General features: G+C 54.5%; 14 protein-coding genes. 4 read left to right on the top strand and 10 right to left on the bottom strand.

The window, feature by feature from the left end; translation table 11 throughout:
* Positions 1–9: 9 nt before the first annotated feature.
* Positions 10–1,263: an alanine racemase gene (gene alr / locus REH51_RS02370; protein WP_009721873.1), complete on the top strand. Its 1,254-nt coding sequence runs from the start codon at positions 10–12 to the stop codon at positions 1,261–1,263.
* Between the two features lie 118 nt (positions 1,264–1,381).
* On the opposite strand, the gene REH51_RS02365 is transcribed toward alr, so the two are convergent.
* The 5 genes from REH51_RS02365 to hutI all read right to left on the bottom strand — a co-directional run bounded on the left by REH51_RS02365 (position 1,382) and on the right by hutI (position 8,383).
* Positions 1,382–2,728, bottom strand: coding sequence for a Na+/H+ antiporter family protein (locus REH51_RS02365; RefSeq protein WP_009721874.1), 1,347 nt, complete (start codon positions 2,726–2,728; stop codon positions 1,382–1,384).
* A 123-nt stretch (positions 2,729–2,851) separates the two neighbouring features.
* Positions 2,852–4,387, bottom strand: coding sequence for a histidine ammonia-lyase (gene hutH, locus REH51_RS02360; RefSeq protein WP_498936746.1), 1,536 nt, complete (start codon positions 4,385–4,387; stop codon positions 2,852–2,854).
* Positions 4,388–4,416: 29 nt separating this feature from the next.
* Entirely contained in the window at positions 4,417–6,096 is a 1,680-nt protein-coding gene (hutU, locus tag REH51_RS02355; RefSeq protein WP_009721876.1) for a urocanate hydratase, read from the bottom strand.
* A gap of 93 nt (positions 6,097–6,189) precedes the next feature.
* A complete protein-coding gene (hutG, locus tag REH51_RS02350) occupies positions 6,190–7,179 on the bottom strand; it encodes a formimidoylglutamase (RefSeq protein WP_009721877.1) in 990 nt (329 codons plus the stop codon).
* Positions 7,169–8,383, bottom strand: coding sequence for an imidazolonepropionase (gene hutI, locus REH51_RS02345; protein WP_498936744.1), 1,215 nt, complete (start codon positions 8,381–8,383; stop codon positions 7,169–7,171). The genes hutG and hutI overlap by 11 nt, the downstream gene beginning before the upstream one ends.
* Before the next feature lie 341 nt (positions 8,384–8,724).
* Here hutI and REH51_RS02340 point away from each other — a divergent pair, with 341 nt between their 5' ends.
* A complete protein-coding gene (locus REH51_RS02340; protein ID WP_498936742.1) occupies positions 8,725–10,047 on the top strand; it encodes a YjiH family protein in 1,323 nt (440 codons plus the stop codon).
* A gap of 4 nt (positions 10,048–10,051) precedes the next feature.
* On the opposite strand, the gene hutC is transcribed toward REH51_RS02340, so the two are convergent.
* The 3 genes from hutC to REH51_RS02325 form a co-directional block, all read right to left on the bottom strand.
* On the bottom strand, positions 10,052–10,768 hold the full coding sequence (gene hutC, locus REH51_RS02335; RefSeq protein ID WP_009721881.1) for a histidine utilization transcriptional repressor HutC: 717 nt from the start codon (positions 10,766–10,768) through the stop codon (positions 10,052–10,054).
* 149 nt (positions 10,769–10,917) lie between these two features.
* Entirely contained in the window at positions 10,918–12,204 is a 1,287-nt protein-coding gene (locus tag REH51_RS02330) for a cyanophycinase (RefSeq protein WP_498936740.1), read from the bottom strand.
* Between the two features lie 79 nt (positions 12,205–12,283).
* Positions 12,284–12,415, bottom strand: a complete 132-nt coding sequence (locus tag REH51_RS02325; protein ID WP_260648502.1) for a hypothetical protein — start codon at positions 12,413–12,415, stop codon at positions 12,284–12,286.
* A gap of 200 nt (positions 12,416–12,615) precedes the next feature.
* Between REH51_RS02325 and REH51_RS02320 the strand changes: the two genes are divergently transcribed.
* Positions 12,616–13,587, top strand: coding sequence for a GlxA family transcriptional regulator (locus REH51_RS02320; protein ID WP_009721883.1), 972 nt, complete (start codon positions 12,616–12,618; stop codon positions 13,585–13,587).
* Between the two features lie 111 nt (positions 13,588–13,698).
* Positions 13,699–14,646: an ABC transporter substrate-binding protein gene (locus tag REH51_RS02315; protein ID WP_498936738.1), complete on the top strand. Its 948-nt coding sequence runs from the start codon at positions 13,699–13,701 to the stop codon at positions 14,644–14,646.
* On the opposite strand, the gene REH51_RS02310 is transcribed toward REH51_RS02315, so the two are convergent.
* Positions 14,637–15,470, bottom strand: coding sequence for an alpha/beta hydrolase (locus REH51_RS02310; RefSeq protein ID WP_009721885.1), 834 nt, complete (start codon positions 15,468–15,470; stop codon positions 14,637–14,639). The genes REH51_RS02315 and REH51_RS02310 overlap by 10 nt on opposite strands.
* A 104-nt stretch (positions 15,471–15,574) precedes the next feature.
* Positions 15,575–17,176, bottom strand: coding sequence for a BCCT family transporter (locus REH51_RS02305; RefSeq protein ID WP_498936736.1), 1,602 nt, complete (start codon positions 17,174–17,176; stop codon positions 15,575–15,577).
* Positions 17,177–17,188 lie beyond the last annotated feature (12 nt).

Here is a 17,188-nt window from a genome sequence, read left to right as displayed (position 1 = left end):
GATTTGATAATGAAATATCCACTAACCCTGTTAGCTGCCGCTGTTGCTGCCACCGTTACCACTACAAGCTATGCGGCGCCGTTGCTTAGCGACCAGGCATTGCTGGTTGATAGCCCTGAGCACTTGAGTGCCAATGCCTGGGTGGAAATCTCGCAATCGGCTTTTGAAGGGAACGTTCGTGGTGTTCAGGAACTGCTGGGCGAAGAAGCGGACCTTTGCGCCATTATGAAGGCCGATGCTTATGGTCATGGCATTGCTAATTTAATGCCTTCCGTGATCGCGTTAGGCATTCCTTGTATTGGTGTGGCAAGTAATGAAGAAGCCCGCGTTGTTAGGGCGGCTGGCTTCGATGGACGTTTAATGCGCGTCCGTAGTGCGACACCTGAAGAGGTGCGCGGCGCATTCGATTACGACATGGAAGAGCTGTTCGGGGATATAACAGCCGCGCGCCAAGCGGCCAGCGATGCGGCTGAGGCAGGAGTGACACTGCGCTATCATTTAGGCCTGAATGCGGGCGGCATGGGGCGTAATGGTATGGCGCTTGATAGTGAAGCAGGTCGCCAGGAAGCCTTAGAGCTGCAAGGCTTAGCATCGTTGGAATTGGTGGGCATCATGACCCACTTTGCCTTTGAGGATGAGGACTTTGTCCGCCAAGGGTTGGAAGTATTTCACGAGCAAAGTGATTGGTTAATCGAGACCGCAAACCTGGACCGTGATGGGTTAATTCTTCATGCCGCCAACTCGTTTGCCACCATGGAAGTGCCTGAAGCACGCCTTGATATGGTGCGTCCGGGTGGCTTGCTCTATGGAGATCTACCCCATTATGAGCAGTTCAAGCCAGTAATGTCGTTTCGCACGCGGGTAGCGTCTGTCAACGATTACGCGCAAGGCAGCGGGGTTGGTTACGATAACGTGAGGGTGTTGGAGCGCGATAGCTTATTGGCGAATTTGCCAGTTGGTTATTCTGATGGCTATCGGCGTGTTTTCACAGACGCCGCCTTTGTTCTGGTCAACGGTGAGCGAGTACCGGTCATGGGTAAAGTGTCAATGAACACGACCATGGTCGATGTTACGGATGTGGAGGGAGTTGCGCCGGGTGATGAAGTGGTGCTTTACGGGCTCCAGGGCGAGGAGCGAATCACGATTGGTGAACTTGAAGACCTCAATGGTGCGTTACTCGCCGACCTTTATACGGTATGGGGAAACTCCAACCCGAAGGTGTTGCGTCCAAGTGATAGCGATATGAATAGCAATAACGAGTAATTACCGCTAATAAAGACAGTGATGTACTAGCGTTTATTGACGAAACTACCCCGCTCATTCGAGCGGGGTAGTTTGGTTTTGGGGGAAAGTCATTGCTGTAAAAATATGGGGTTGCGCGTCATAGGATCATGGCGGCTATCCACCCAAAGGCAATCAGCGGGATGTTGTAGTGCAAGAAGGTCGGTACAACGCTGTCCCAGATATGGTCGTGCTGGCCGTCAGCATTGAGACCGGCGGTCGGGCCAAGCGTCGAATCGGAGGCGGGTGAGCCTGCATCGCCCAAGGCGGCCGCGGTACCTACCAGCGCGACGGTGGCCAGCGGTGAAAAGCCAAAATTCAGCGCAAGCGGTACGTAAAGTGAGGCGATGATGGGAATCGTCGAGAAAGAAGAGCCGATACCCATGGTAATGAAAAGGCCCACAAGCAGCATAATTAGCGCTGCCAAGCCTTTGTTATCACCAATTATTTCTGTGGAGCTGCTTACTAGCGCTTCAACCTCTCCACTGGCCTGCATCACACTGGCAAATCCCGCTGCGGTAATCATAATGAACCCGACCAGGGCCATCATGCGCATACCTTCGGTAAAAATGCCGTCCTGTTCGTGCCAGCGGAAAACGCCACTTAGTGAAAGCAGAGCAAAGCCAAAGATACCACCCAGCACCATCGAACCGGTGTAGAGCTGAACGACCACGGTTCCAACCAGTGCTATCGCCAGCACGGCTTTTTGCCAACCTTTCAAATGCTGGGCTGCTTCTGCTGGGGTTTCATTACCCTTGGCAAGGTCGCGGTCTTGGTAGTTACGCCCTTTGCGATAGCTAAACAATACCGCTACGGCCAGGCCTAATGCCATGCCTCCAATAGGTATCACCATCGCCATGGGCACCATCTGGCGGGTGATTTCCAATCCAAATTCGGCACCGCTTTCATTCAGGTTGGTGAGCAAAATGTCGTTCAGAAAGATAGCGCCGAAGCCCACTGGTAACAGCATATAGGGGGCAGTAATACCGAAGGTAATTACGCAGGCCACCAGGCGGCGGTCGAGCTGAAGGTGGTTCATCAGTTTCAGTAACGGTGGTACCAGCACAGGAATGAAGGCAATGTGAACCGGAATAAGGTTCTGAGAACTGACCGCCGCGGCTAGCAAGGCGGCTAGTAAGGTATAGGTCACCATGCGGCGGCTGCTGCCGGAATCATCCACATGAAAACGCGCAATGGCACGGTTTGCCATTACTTCGGTGATGCCTGAACGTGAGAGTGCGACGGCGAAAGCGCCCAGCACGGCATAGGCCAGTGCCACCGTGGCACCGTTGCCAAGGCCGTCGTTAAAGGCATCAAGGATGGCATTGACGGGCATGCCTGCATAAAGCCCACCGACCAATGTAGCGACGATTAAGGCAAAGACAACGGAAACGCGAGCCAAGCTGAGGCTGACCATCACTAAAATGGCCAAAACGATAGCATTCATGAATAGCTACTCTTGTCGTTAGAATTGGATTTAGCTGGAATTAGATTTAGCTTTAATTGGGCTTAGTTGAGATTGAATGCAGTGGAACCCCGCAGCCTGTTGCTGCGGGATAGAAAAAGCCGCTTAGTGCTGGCTTGGTAGGGTGCCAGGCCGAAGCAGGTGGCTTAGTGTTCTGGCGGCTAATAGGTCGCTGGCTGCTTCAATGTCTGGGGCAAAGAAGCGATCCTGGTCGTAATGGGTAACATGCTTACGCAGCAACTGTTTGGCTTGTTCCAGTGGCTCGGTGGTGTTTAAACCGTGGCGCATATCGAGCCCTTGGCAAGCACTTAGCCATTCGATCGCGAGAATGCCACGCACGTTATCGGCCATTTCCCATAACCGCTTGCCCGCCGCCGGTGCCATGGAAACGTGATCTTCCTGGTTGGCTGAGGTGGGCAGGCTGTCTACGCTATGCGGATGCGCCAACGCTTTGTTTTCGCTGGCCAGGGCGGCTGCTGTGACTTGGGCAATCATAAACCCGGAGTTGACGCCGCCTTTTTCGACCAGGAAGGGCGGCAGCTGGGACATGTGCTTGTCCATCATCAAGGAGATGCGTCGTTCCGCCAGCGAACCGATTTCAGCGATGGCAAGCGCCAGGTTGTCGGCAGCCATGGCGACCGGCTCGGCGTGGAAGTTACCACCGGAGATAATGTCGTCGGTATCTTCAAACACCAATGGGTTGTCGGATACCGCGTTGACTTCACCCGCCAGTATGTCGGCAACATGGCGAATTTGAGTCAGTGCTGCCCCCATTACCTGCGGCTGACAGCGCAGGGAGTAAGGATCCTGCACTCTATCGCAGTTGGCGTGGGAGTCGCCGATGTCGCTGGTTTCGCCGAGCAGATGCCGATAAGCCGCCGCTGCGTCGATTTGGCCGCGTTGGCCACGCACTTCATGAATGCGCGCATCGAACGGCGAGCGCGAGCCTAACGTGGCTTCAACCGTCAGGGAGCCGCAGACCGTGGCGGCGGCATACAGGTCTTCGGCATCGAACAGGCCGCGTAGCGCGTAAGCGGTTGATACCTGGGTGCCGTTGAGCAGTGCCAAGCCCTCTTTGGGAGCCAGCGCAATGGGGCTAAGACCGGCGACTTTGAGCGCTTCCTCAGCGGAGAGCCATTCGCCTTTGTATCGCGCTTTGCCTTCACCAATCAGTACCACACTCATGTGGGCCAGCGGCGCAAGATCACCGGAGGCTCCCACCGAGCCTTTTAGCGGAATATGCGGATACACCTCGGCGTTGATCAAGGCGATCAGCGCATCGAGGACTTCCCGGCGAATGCCGGAAAAGCCCCTCGCCAGGCTGTTAACCTTAAGCACCATGATGAGCCGTACAAGGCTGTCATCCATCGCAGCGCCCACGCCGGTGGCATGGGAGAGCACTAGTGAACGTTGCAGCGCTTCCAGGTCTTCATCGGCGATACGTGTTTGAGCAAGCAGCCCAAACCCAGTGTTAATGCCGTAGACCGTGCGGTTCTCGTCGACCACACGGTTGACGCAATCCACGCTTTTTTGAATGGCTTCGTCAGCACTGCTTGGCAGGCTAACCTTGACCGGTGATTGAAAGACCTGGCGCGCCTGCGCCAGTGTCATTTTGCCGGGCTGAATATCAAGGTGGGGCATGATTCGTACTCCTTGTCGTTGTTAAATGTCTAGCGGTTCAGCATCGGCAAATCGAGGCCGTTTTCACGGGCAGATTCTTTAGCGATTTCGTAGCCTGCATCGGCGTGGCGCATAACGCCAGTACCTGGGTCGTTACGCAGCACGCGGCCAAGGCGTGCGTGGGCATCATCGGTGCCGTCGGCGACAATAACCACACCCGAGTGCTGGGAGTAGCCCATGCCGACACCGCCACCGTGGTGTAGCGATACCCAAGTGGCACCACCGGCGGTGTTAAGTAGGGCATTCAACAGCGGCCAGTCGGAGACGGCGTCAGAGCCATCCATCATCGACTCGGTCTCGCGGTTGGGGCTCGCCACAGAGCCGGAATCCAGGTGGTCGCGACCGATAACCACCGGTGCTTTAAGCTCGCCGTTTTTGACCATCTCGTTAAAGGCTTGGCCAAGACGAGCGCGATCTTTCAGGCCGACCCAGCAGATACGTGCCGGAAGACCTTGGAAGCTGATGCGTTCCCGCGCCATATCCAGCCAGTTGTGCAGGTGCGGGTCGTCGGGGATCAGCTCTTTGACTTTCTGGTCGGTTTTGTAAATATCTTCTGGGTCGCCGGATAGCGCCGCCCAGCGGAACGGGCCAATTCCCTGGCAGAATAAAGGACGGATATAGGCTGGCACAAAGCCGGGGAAATCGAAGGCATTCGTCACGCCTTCTTCTTGAGCCATCTGACGAATATTGTTGCCATAATCGAAAGTCGGCACGCCCATTTTCTGGAAGTCGAGCATGGCTTGAACATGCACTGCCATCGACTGCTTGGCGGCTTTAACGGTGGCTTGGGGTTGTGATTTACCACGGGCGACGTACTCTTCCCAGGTCCAGCCTGCCGGCAAGTAGCCGTGTAGCGGATCGTGGGCGCTGGTTTGGTCAGTCACCATATCGGGCTTCACGCCGCGCTTGACCAGTTCAGGCAGTACATCTGCCGCGTTGGCACACAGGCCAATTGAGATGGCTTTACCTTCGGCTGTATAGCGCTCAATCCGCGCCAGTGCATCGTCAAGATCGTCGGCTTGCTCATCCAGGTAGCGGGTGCGCAGACGGAAATCGATGCTGGTTTGCTGGCACTCGATATTCAGCGAGCAGGCACCGGCCAGGGTGGCAGCCAGCGGTTGTGCGCCACCCATGCCGCCAAGGCCAGCAGTGAGAATCCAGCGCCCCTTTAGGTTGCCGTCGAAGTGTTGGCGGCCCGCTTCAACAAAGGTTTCATAGGTGCCTTGAACAATGCCTTGAGAGCCGATGTAAATCCAGGAACCTGCGGTCATCTGGCCATACATCATCAGACCCTTGCGATCCAGCTCATTGAAGTGTTCCCAGTTGGCCCAGGCGGGCACCAGGTTGGAGTTGGCAATGAGTACTCGCGGGGCGTCTTTATGGGTCTCAAATACACCTACCGGTTTGCCGGACTGCACCAGTAAGGTTTGCGTGTCTTCCAGTCGCTGGAGCGTCTCAACAATTTTGTCGTAGCACTCCCAGTCACGGGCGGCGCGGCCAATGCCGCCATACACCACCAGATCTTCGGGGCGTTCAGCCACGTCAGGGTGGAGGTTGTTCATCAGCATGCGCATTGGCGCTTCGGTCAGCCAGCTTTTGCAGCTGAGTTGGCTGCCGGTGGGGGCTGCAATCTTACGGGATGCGTCGTGACGTTTATCGTTCGCTAACATGGCGAGACTCCTCTGGTGTGGCGGTTTGTTGTTAGTTGATTAGTTATTGGCTAGTGATGGATTGGTTATTAATTGAATAATTGATTCAGGACGCTAGGTGTCGAGCGCCAACTGAAAGACAAGCCGGGCTGCCGCGCGGGCGGTACGGCTATCGATATCGTGAGCGGGATTTAGCTCGGCTAGATCGGCTAAGCGAAGCTTGCCGCTGTCGCGGATGGCTTCAATCAGCGGTTCAATCAACGCAAGTGAGACGCCCCGAGCGGCAGGGGCGCTGACCCCAGGGGCTTCCCCAGCGGGCAACACATCCAGGTCGATGGTCAGGTAGAGATGATCACAGCGCACCATGAAGCGCTCTAGGTCGCGCTGAATGCGCTCAAGGTGTGCCGCTTGAAAGTCCCGGTCTTCACGAACCATGACGCCGAGTTGTGCGGCACGGTTAAACAGGGCGCGGGTGTTGGCAGCGCGGCTTACGCCTAAGCAGGCGTAGCGAAATGGCCAGCCGCGTTGGGCGCATTGATCGGCAATCTGCGTAAAGGGGGTGCCCGAAGAACGCACGTGGGAGGGGGCGCGTAAATCGAAGTGGGCATCAAAATTGATAATGCCGATGCGCGGGGCCTTCTCACCGTTGTCAGCGAGATGCTGGGCAAGCCCCAGCCAGCTGCCGTAGGCCACCTCATGGCCACCACCCAGCACAATGGGGAAATGCTCCGCCTTAAGCAGCGCCGATACGTGATCGGCGAGGGCCTGTTGGGCTGTTTCTAAGGCATCGCCTTCGCAGCGCACATTCCCCGCATCGTAGGCTGGCCCTGTGCGGTGCCAGGCCAGCGGTGCCAACGCTTTACGCAGTGCCGAAGGGCCTTGTGCGGCGCCGGTGCGGCCCTGGTTTCTGGCAACACCTGCATCGCTTTCAAAACCTAATAAGGCACAGCCCGGCGCTGCCGTTTCACTCAACGGCTGAATTTTCTGATGCCAGCGCTCGCTGTTGGGCTCTGGATCTGTACGGCCCGCCCAGAGTGACATATCGAGGGCTGTCTCGACGGATGTACTGGTAAACGTACTGGTAGAGGCGCTGTTAATTGCCATGGGTAAGCGCTCCCTGGAATAAACGCTGACGAAGGCGCCCAGGCTGCACGGCGTAAGCGAGCTCAGCTGGCGCATCGATATCCCATACGCAGACGTCGGCTTCTGCACCTTCGTGGATGAGCCCTTTCCCCGCTAGCCCTAGTGCAGTTGCCCCGTGGGCCGTCATGCCTGACAACGCTTCCTGGGGTGTCAGGCGGAAAAGTGTACAGGCCAGGTTGAGCATTAGCGTGGGCATAAATAGTGGGGAGCTGCCGGGGTTGGCGTCGGTAGCCACCGCCATTGGAACGCCAGCGTTGCGCAGGGCGGCGATAGGCGGGTGTTGCGTTTCACGTAAGGTATGGAATGCGCCGGGCAGTATGACCGCCACGCTACCTGCCTCACGCATGGCGGCGATGCCAGTGTCATCCAGGTATTCAATGTGGTCAGCAGACAGCGCACCGTGGCGAGCGGCCATGGCCGTTCCCCCCAGGTTAGAGAGCTGCTCGGCGTGGGCCTTAATGGGTAGGCCATGGGCCTTGGCGGCTTTAAACACTCGCTCGCACTGTTCCACCGAGAAGGCGATCTTTTCGCAGAAAACATCAACCGCATCGGCCAGTCCTGCGGCCACTGCGGCGGGGATCATCTCCTGGCAGACCAAGTCGATATAGCCGTCGCTGTCATCCTTGTACTCTGGGGGAAGGGCATGAGCACCCAGCAGCGTAGTGACTATTTTTACGGGCAGCATCTTGCCGAGGCGACGCGCGACGCGCAGCATCTTGAGTTCATCTTTGACGGTTAGCCCGTAGCCAGACTTGATCTCTACGGTGGTAACGCCGTCGGCAATCAGCGCTTCAAGACGCGGTTTAGCGAGCCTTAACAACTCATCTTCACTAGCTTCGCGCGTAGCGCGAACGGTGCTGAGAATACCGCCGCCGCGTTTAGCGATCTCCTCATAACTAGCCCCTTCAAGCCGCGCTTCAAACTCTTCAGCGCGCGAGCCGCCAAACACAAGGTGAGTGTGGCAATCCACGAGACCTGGTGTCATCACGCCACCGCTACCCATCTCAATGCAGTTTTCGGCGAGCTGCTCGTCGAACTCACTCATGGGCGACAAGGAGATGATGTGTGCTCCCTCGGTGATAACGGCCATGCGGTCAGGCAATGTCCGCAGGCCATCGAAGACGCTGATATCGCGCCAGAGGCGACGATCCGTTGAATTCGTCATGAGGAGCTCCTTTCAAAGGCGACTTTCAAAAATTTATCTTCAAACCTTAATGTATATACAATTAAGGTCAATATGAGAGGATTCGTCAAGATGGTTGTTACAAAATAATGTGAAAGATGCAACACGTGAAAAGGAGGGTTGTTATATTTTTGTTTTTACAAACAATTGTTTATGTATTTTTTTATTTTGATAAAGCGTGTTTTTAGAGTGATTGGTTAGACTAATGTCTACTTATATTGATTGGAGGATGGTCTTCAATTGATGTGTATATGTATATACATTAAGTGTTGAAGATGCGTGGAAGGCTCACTAAACGCTGTCACACAACAAGAGGCATGCTCATGCTCCCCCCAAATACAACAACCCATCAGCGGCCCAGTGCCGCGCTGATTCTCAAACTGTTTCTGCCAAGTGCACTGGGGATATTGATTTTCTTCGTGCCTGTTGAAATAGGAGGCCGCAGCACTATATTGCTCGATCATATGGTGACCGGTGCCCGACGCTGGTTAGGTGATGCTAGTGGCTTTTATGCGCTGGCGCTGATTGTCGCCGGTGCTGCGTACCCGCTGATTCGAGGCTACTGGAATCGTAATGTTACCGAGCGCATTTTTACCGCACTAAAATTACTTGGGGTAATTGCCGCTCTGATGGCGCTGACCGGCTGGGGGGCTGCCTTTCTGCATGAACCGGATATGCTGCCTTTCCTGTTTGATAAGCTGGTGATTCCGGTAGGTTTGATTGTTCCCATTGGCGCGATTTTTCTCGCTTTGTTGATCAGCTATGGGTTGCTTGAGCTTATTGGTGTACTGGTTCAGCCGGTGATGCGGCCCATTTGGCGAACGCCAGGACGTTCGGCTATCGATGCGGTTGCCTCATTCGTGGGTAGCTACTCTATTGGCCTATTGATTACCAACCGGGTGTATCAGGCAGGGCAGTATTCAGCGCGCGAGGCCGCCATTATCGCCACGGGGTTCTCTACCGTATCGGCAACGTTTATGATCATCGTGGCGCGCACGCTGGACTTAATGGCGGGATGGAACCTGTATTTTTGGCTAACGTTGTTGATCACGTTTATTGTCACGGCCGTAACCGTTCGCTTACCGCCACTATCCGGTATGGATGACAGTGCTGACGATGGTGAACCAGCGGCGGTGGCAGGTAAACGGTTGCTGACGGCATGGCAAACCGGGCTGGAAGTAGCTGCCCGAGCGCCCGCATTGCATAAAAGTGTCGCGATCAACTTTAAAGAGGGGTTAGTGATGGCGATTAGCATCCTACCCTCTATCATGTCGGTTGGTTTGCTGGGATTGCTTGCGGCTAAATACACGCCACTGTTTGAGTGGTTAGGCTGGTTTTTCTACCCCTTCGTGGCGGTATGGGGCATTGCTGATGCTGCAGCACTTGCACAGGCATCCGCTGCAGGTCTTGCTGAGATGTTTTTACCGGCGCTGTTGATGGCAGAAGCGGAATTTGTGTCGCGTTTTGCTGCAGGCGTGGTATCGGTATCTTCGGTGTTGTTCTTCTCAGCCTCAATTCCTTGCATCCTTTCTACGAGTATTCCGCTTTCCGTAGGGCGCATGGTCGTGGTGTGGTTTATTCGCGTTGCATTAAGCCTGATGCTCGCCATACCAACAGGCTATTTTGTGCAAGCCCTTATCAGCTAAGCCATTATGATGCTTGGCGATGCACCGAGGAACGCAGCTTGTAGCGGTCGCCTGGGTGCAGTAGGCGGGCATAGCTGATGAGCTGTTCGCCTGACCAGGTACGCCGAACCATGCTCAGGCAGGGGGTTGAGGTATCGATAGTTAGCCAGTCGGCGGTTTGTTGATCGACGAGCACGGCTTCAACGATGTGTTCTACGTCAGTAATCGGGCAGGCCGCTACCAATATTTCGTTGGGTGTATGTACCGAAAAGTCACTCTTTAGATAATTGGGTACCCAGCGGGGGTTAACATAGCGGTTTTCAAGCTGAATGGGTGTGTCGTTTTCCAAGTGCACGAGCAGTGTCTGAAACACGCGACTGCCAAGACGCACGCCCAAGCGCAAAGCGATTTCGTCATCAGCTTCAATGGCTTCACAGACGAGTACGCGATTACTGTAATGGTGCCCCCTGAAGCGGACTTCATCGGCAATGTTGTACACCTCGACCAGAGACGACTCTGCCTTGCGATCTGTTACAAAGGTGCCTAGCCCTGGCTGGCGTGTAAGGTAGCCTTTTTGGACGAGATCACGAATCGCTTTATTGGCTGTCATTCGGCTTACCCCAAAATCTCGGGCAAGCTGCTCTTCGGGAGGGATCTGGTGGTGTGCTGGCCAGGCACCGCCCTGGATTTTCTCTAGCAGGTGCTGCTGTATTTGCAGGTAAAGCGGGGGAGCGCTGGTCATGACGTGCCTTTCAAATGAATCTAATGTCTATACATATCCAGTGTACCTTGTGCGAAGGCTGAGAGCATCCTGTTGCTGATGGCACGCCGGGTCAGAAAGGCCCGGCGGCAACGCATTTTTATCGCTGGTGATGGTCGTTCATGGCTGCGTTAAGGTGTATGCAGTTCTACACGCAGTGGTTCTAGAGCCATCCGGACGTTCTCAAAGCTGTAGCGATCTAGCGTCATGTCCTGACTCCAGTAGCCTTGGGTTTGCTCGTCTTGGCTAAAAACGATCCGAAGTCCTTGGTTTTCGTCGCCTACTAGCAGCGAAGTGACTTGTTCGGTGGCTGAATTATCTAGCAGGTCAAAGCCAATAAGTTCCTGCAAGTTGCGGTTGGCGCTCAGAAAGCCACTCTGCAGGCTCACAGGGACATCGAAATACTCATTCCCCGAGGTTTCATAAGCACCTTCGCGAACGTGATATTCACCACTTTCAGGTAGGTAGCGATCACCCGGTAGTAAATAGCCTAGGCGAACGTTTTCTACACTGATTGGAAATCCTGATGAAGGGCGAGTCGCTTCGCTGGTATCCACTAGTGTTATGCCCCCACTGCCTGCCACTTGCCACTCGTCGTTATCAACAATGAGCGCGGTGCCTTCATCAATGCCGATGCCTAGTGGCTGTCCATCTTCATGCTCTAGCATCACGGCTAGCAGTCGGCCAAGACGGGCTTTGCGGTCGAAGTGTTGGTCGATCAGCCCGGCTTCGAAAAAGCCTAATCCTGGGCGTACAACGGCAGGGCCAAACTCTTGATTATTCATGCTCTCATAGTCATCACTGAACCCCTTAAAAAGGGCGCCTTGACTATCGCCACCTGCGAGCATGGAGGAAGACATAATTGCTGCCCCAGCGCTGGTGCCTGCCAGAACGCCACCCCGTGAATGGAAGTCACGTATAGCGGCGAGCACTGGCGTATCGCTACCATCTTCCTCCAGTAGCACTGCGGTGATGCGGGTTTGATCGCCGCCTAGGAACCAGATGGCATCTAGCTCGTCGATAGAAGCAGCCAGTTCTTCATCACGACCATTGTCTACCCACTCTGATTCATCAACGTCTTCGGTCCGTTTGTCATCGTTAACCGCTAGTGGAAGCAGGCGAATGTTCTCTTCTGCAAGACCAAGGCGAGTGAACGCCTCAACAATTTTGCCATAGTTGCCGGAAATATTGCCGGTAGCAGCGGGTACGACGCCAAGGCGAATGTCGGCGGCGGATTTGTCGATGGGGTTGATGACCGCTTGGAAGATATCTTGGTGGCTCTCTTGTAAGAAACCACCTGCAATAATGAGCGCCCCGGGTGAGTCAGCAAAAGCTGCTTGGCTGCTGATTAATGCACCACCCAGTGAGAGGGCGAGTAGGGAGTGTTTCAGGGTACGGCGCGTCGTGATAGTCGACATGAATAAATTCCTTAATCGATACGTCTGATTTCGTCAGCAATTGACGAGCTCGGGAAAATCTGATGACGGATCGATCAGGCTATTCGTTATACCACTCGCTGAGAGCAGTACGGGTGAGGGGGTAAGCACCTGTGCGCACTACCGCATCTACCCAGCGGCTACGTAAAAGCCGATAGGTCTGCGATAACAATGACAGGTAATCGTGCGACATGGGGGAACACTTCTTATCGTTTTTTTCAAAGCTACCACTGCTGCCTGGTGTTTAGCAAACGCTTAGCGATATTGTCGGAAGCGGGTGCCAAGATGTGTGATGCTCTGAATAACGGTTCGTTATTATTGTTAATATGCTGTCTCTTATTCACTAGTAATCGTGAGCGATATCAGAACAAACCGCTGAGCTGAGGAGTTTTTTTGCGCCTGAACTATTCTGGTCCACTGCCTGAGCGCGTTGGTTTTTTATTGCTACCGCGCTTTTCAATGATGGCGTTTTTTTCTGCGGTGGAGCCGCTACGCATTGCCAATCGTATTAGTGGCCAAACGTTGTTTGAGTGGACGCTATTTAGTCGTGATGGTGAGCCTGTCACCGCAAGCAATGGTATGACGCTATTAGTCGATCAGCCGATGGGCGAGGGTCTCGACCTACCATCGTTGGCGGTGTGTAGCGGCTTTGAGCCTGAAGATCATTTAAGCCGAGCGCTCATTTCATGGCTGCATCGGCTTGATCAAGCGGGATGTGCCCTGGGTGGGTTGGACACCGGAGGCTTTATATTAGCAGCCGCCCAATTGCTGAAGGGTGAGCGGGTCACCTTGCACTGGGAAAGCTTGCCGGTATTCCGTGAGCGTTTTCCAACGATTGAAACAACCGATGAGTTGTTTGAGATCGGGGAGCGGCGTTTTTCCTGTGCGGGTGGTGCCGCTGCCATGGACATGGCCTTAGCTGTGATCGCCAGGCGTCACGGAACCAAGCTGGCGGTTGATGTTTCCGAGCAGCTTATTCACGAGCGTTTACGTAGCCGTAGCGATCAGCAGCGAATGTCGCTAGCTCAGCGTTTAGGCACCCACAATCGGCGTTTGGTCGAGGCCGTTGCACTGATGGAGAGGCATCTAGAAGAGCCTCTTCCATTGGCTGATATTGCCCACCGGAGTGGGGTGTCATCTCGCCAGTTACAGCGGCTTTTTGAACAGCACTTGAATGTATCTCCTCGCCAGTGGTATCAGCAACTTCGTTTACGCCGTGCCCAGCGGTTGTTGACGGAGACCGATATGAGCGTACTTGCCATAGGTGTGGCCTGTGGCTTTACTTCTAGTTCGAGCTTTGCCCGTGCGTTCCGTGCACACTTTGGCCGCTCACCGATTGAAGCGCGCCAACAAGCAGATAGTTGAGTGTTCTCGAAGCGAATGTCGCTTTGTGCGTAAGTAATGTCGCTTAGTGTCGTTTCTGCTGCGGCTTAGCAGGCAAACTGATGTCGTATATTGATAAAAGAGGACATTACAATGAAGAACGCGCACGGTGGTTTAAAGAGTATTTACACGCTTTGCGCCGCAGGACTGGCAGCGCTTACGATTGCTGGCCCTGCCGCCGCTGAACTTGACGAAGTAAGTTTGGGCGTTCCCCCTTGGCCAGGTGTCACCGTGAAATCTGAAGTGGCAGCGCAACTCATGGAAGCCATGGGCTATCAAACACGCCAACGTGGTTTGGCCGTGAGCGTGATTCTTGAAGGGCTAGCGCGTAACGATGTGGATGTTTATCTAGGAGGCTGGTATCCGGTGCAAACCGATATGGTTGAGCCACTGGTTGCTGATAATAAAATTGAAAAGCTGGTCTCCAATATCCAGGGGGCGAACTCTGGCCTGGTTGTCCCTCAGTACGTTTATGATGCCGGTGTGACATCGGTGGCCGACCTGGACGCCTACCGTGACCGTTTCGACGGTGATATTCAGGGCATCGAGGCGGGCACCGGGATTAACACGGCCATTCTGGCGGCTATTGATAATGACATTGCAGGCTTAGGAGACTGGCGTCTGCGTGAAAGTTCCACCGCCGCTATGTTGGCGCAGGCAGAGCAAAAAATGGCGAATGAAGAGTGGGTGACCTTTGTTGGTTGGGAGCCCCACTGGATGAACGTCAGTTTCGACATAGCTTATCTGGATGACGCCGATGAGGCGGGCATTGCTCAAATTGAGAGCACTGTTTGGACCATCGTTCCGGCCAATATGGCCGAAGATGATCCCCAACTGCATCGTTTTCTTTCACAGTATGTAGTGGATATTGAGGATCAAAACGCGTGGGTGCATGACTACAGCTATGAGGATCGTCCCGCCGACGAGGTAGCGTCTGAGTGGATTAGTGCTAATTTAGACACGGTAGAGACATGGCTGGATGGCGTGACGAGCAAAGATGGGCAGCCAGCGATACAGGCGGTACGTTCGACTTACCAGTAACCAATATTTCGTGTTAACCGTTTGTTAAGCGCTTGGCAAAAATCTTGCCAAGCGCTTTGCATTTCAGGCAGGTTCGCGTGGGCATGTAATGCCGCATGAACCATGTTTTTTGCACAGCGATAGCCTACCGGCATACCGTTGTTCCTCCAGGCCGCAATGGCTTTTTCGAGCGGTGCGGTCAAAGGGTCGTGCTCAACTGAAAGAACCTCAATCTGCGTTTCCGGTGGAAGTGTATCGACATGGTTCCCAATCCACGGGCAGTAGGGAATGAGTGACAGGACATCGTGTCGGCTAAGTAACGGCGCATCGGCCCCCAGCGTCTGCTGGTTTAGTTTGCCGACCGGCGGATAGATGAGTCCTAGGGGCACGGGACGGTGCAGTAAGGGCGCTAAATCTATGGCTATGCGACCGCCAGCGCTGTCACCTACCACTGCGATGGGCTTTATAACCTCAGCGACCTTGAGGCAGTCTTCTAGCATGTTGTGGTAGCCCGCCTCCGGCGCTAAGCGATAGCTGACACTGATAACGTGGCGCTTTAGCTGCTCTGCAAGGCTTGCTGCAACGCCATGATGGCTGTCAATAGACCCCAGGGTAAATCCTCCCCCGTGAATGTATAGCACTTGGCCAGACTGAGCGGATGCAGGGATAAAGTGTCGGAGGGCTAAGCTTTTCCAGGTTTCGTCAGTGATTGTCATGCCTGACGGATTAGGCGGCGCAAACGTTTGGCATAATTGATCGTAACGTTGGCGTGCCACTGCAGGAGAGCCATTTTCGATATCTTTTAAGCCCGCATCGAAGCGGGTTATAAAAGCGTTAATGCCCATTAGTGGCTCCACCCGTAAGTCGTTGCTGCGTTGGTTTGATGCTGTCTCTCACTGACAATCAGGCGCTGCCGTTAAGCACGCCTGATGTCATCGGGATGGTTAGATCAGCGTCTTTTGCGTCGTGCATCGAGCGTCTCGCGGAATAGCGAAAGTAGTACACCTGCGGTCATCACGAGCACAACAACACTTAGCGGTAAGGCAGCAGCAATAAGCGCTGTTTGCAGTGCGTTCAGGCCTCCGGCAACCAACAACACTGCCGCCACTAAACCAATGACCACGCCCCAGAAAATGCGGAAGCGCTTGGGTGGCTCACTGTCGCCTAGTGACAAAATGGTGGTTAGTACCAAGGTGCCGGAGTCTGAAGAGGTGACAAACCAGCTCATCAGCAGGAAGACCATCATGGCGGAGAGTATCCAGCCAAACGTGCCGCTTCCGACAATGCCATCAGCCGTGGCAAACAGTGCTGAGGGCAGGTTCCAGGCGTTAACAAGCTCGATAATACCGGCGCTGCCAGGGCCACCCGTTGCATAAAGCTCCTGATGCATGGCGTTGCCGCCGAAAATGATTAGCCAAATGAAGATGATCAGGGTAGGGACTAACAGGACGCCAAGCACAAACTCACGCAAAGTGCGGCCCTTGGAAATGCGGGCGATGAACAGCCCGACAAAGGGAGCCCAGGCCAGCCACCAGCCCCAATAGAAGATTGTCCAGCCCTGTTGCCAAGTGGTTGTTCCTGTCTCATCTGCGTACCAAAGTCCCATGGGAATGACGTTGATAGCGTAGTCTAGCAAGGTCTCGCCAAACGCCATGATTAGCCACAGCGTGGGTCCGCCAATGAGAAAAATCCCCACCACGACCAATGACACCCAAATGTTCATTTCAGAAATAAGTCGAATACCGCCGCGCACGCCAGTCACTGCGGAAAGTATTGAGATAACTGAAATGCCGGCGATGAGCATCAGCTGAGTATTTAGCCCAGGATCGATACCCACAAGTCGCTCTAAACCGACGGCCATCTGGCTGACCCCAAGCCCCAGCGACGTAGCTACACCAAAGACGCAGCCCAGCACACCGAGGATATCGAAGAGGTGGCCGATAGGGCCAAAGATACGTTCACCTATAAAGGGGTAAAGCGCTGAGCGCAGTGCGAGAGGCAATCCTTTGCGATAAGCGAAATAAGCCAGCGACATACCGACGATCACATAAATAGCCCAACCGTGAAGCCCCCAGTGAAAAACGGTAACGCGTAATGCATCAATAGCGCGTTCGTAGCCAATGGAAGTGGCTCCCGCCATGTCTGCATGGGGGTTGTTGGGGTAGCCAAACGCGCCGGTATCGTCAAGATAAAAGATTGGCTCAGCGACGCCAAAAAACAGGATGCCAATGCCGATACCCGCAGAGAAGAGCATTGCAAACCACGCAAAGTTGCTGAACTCGGGGCGGCTGTCGTCGGGGCCGAGCCGTATGCTGCCATAGCGGCTGGAGACAATAAAAACACATACCACTAGTAGTAGCATGACGGTAACTAGGTAGTAGCCGCTGAAAGTGCTTTCAATCCAGGTGCGTGTTGCACCAAATACACTGCTGGCTATATCTGAGCCAAGCCCAGTAAAAAGTACGAAGAGCAGCACTAGGCCGCTAGCAGTAAGTGTCATGCCTTTGTGCATGCCTTGGAAGAAACCGCCTTGTGCCAGCTCAGTCACCATGTAGTCAGTGCT

Source organism: Halomonas bluephagenesis, assembly GCF_054790765.1.
The sequence above is the reverse complement of the archived record's forward strand: the minus strand, read 5'-3'. Positions and strand labels throughout refer to the sequence as shown.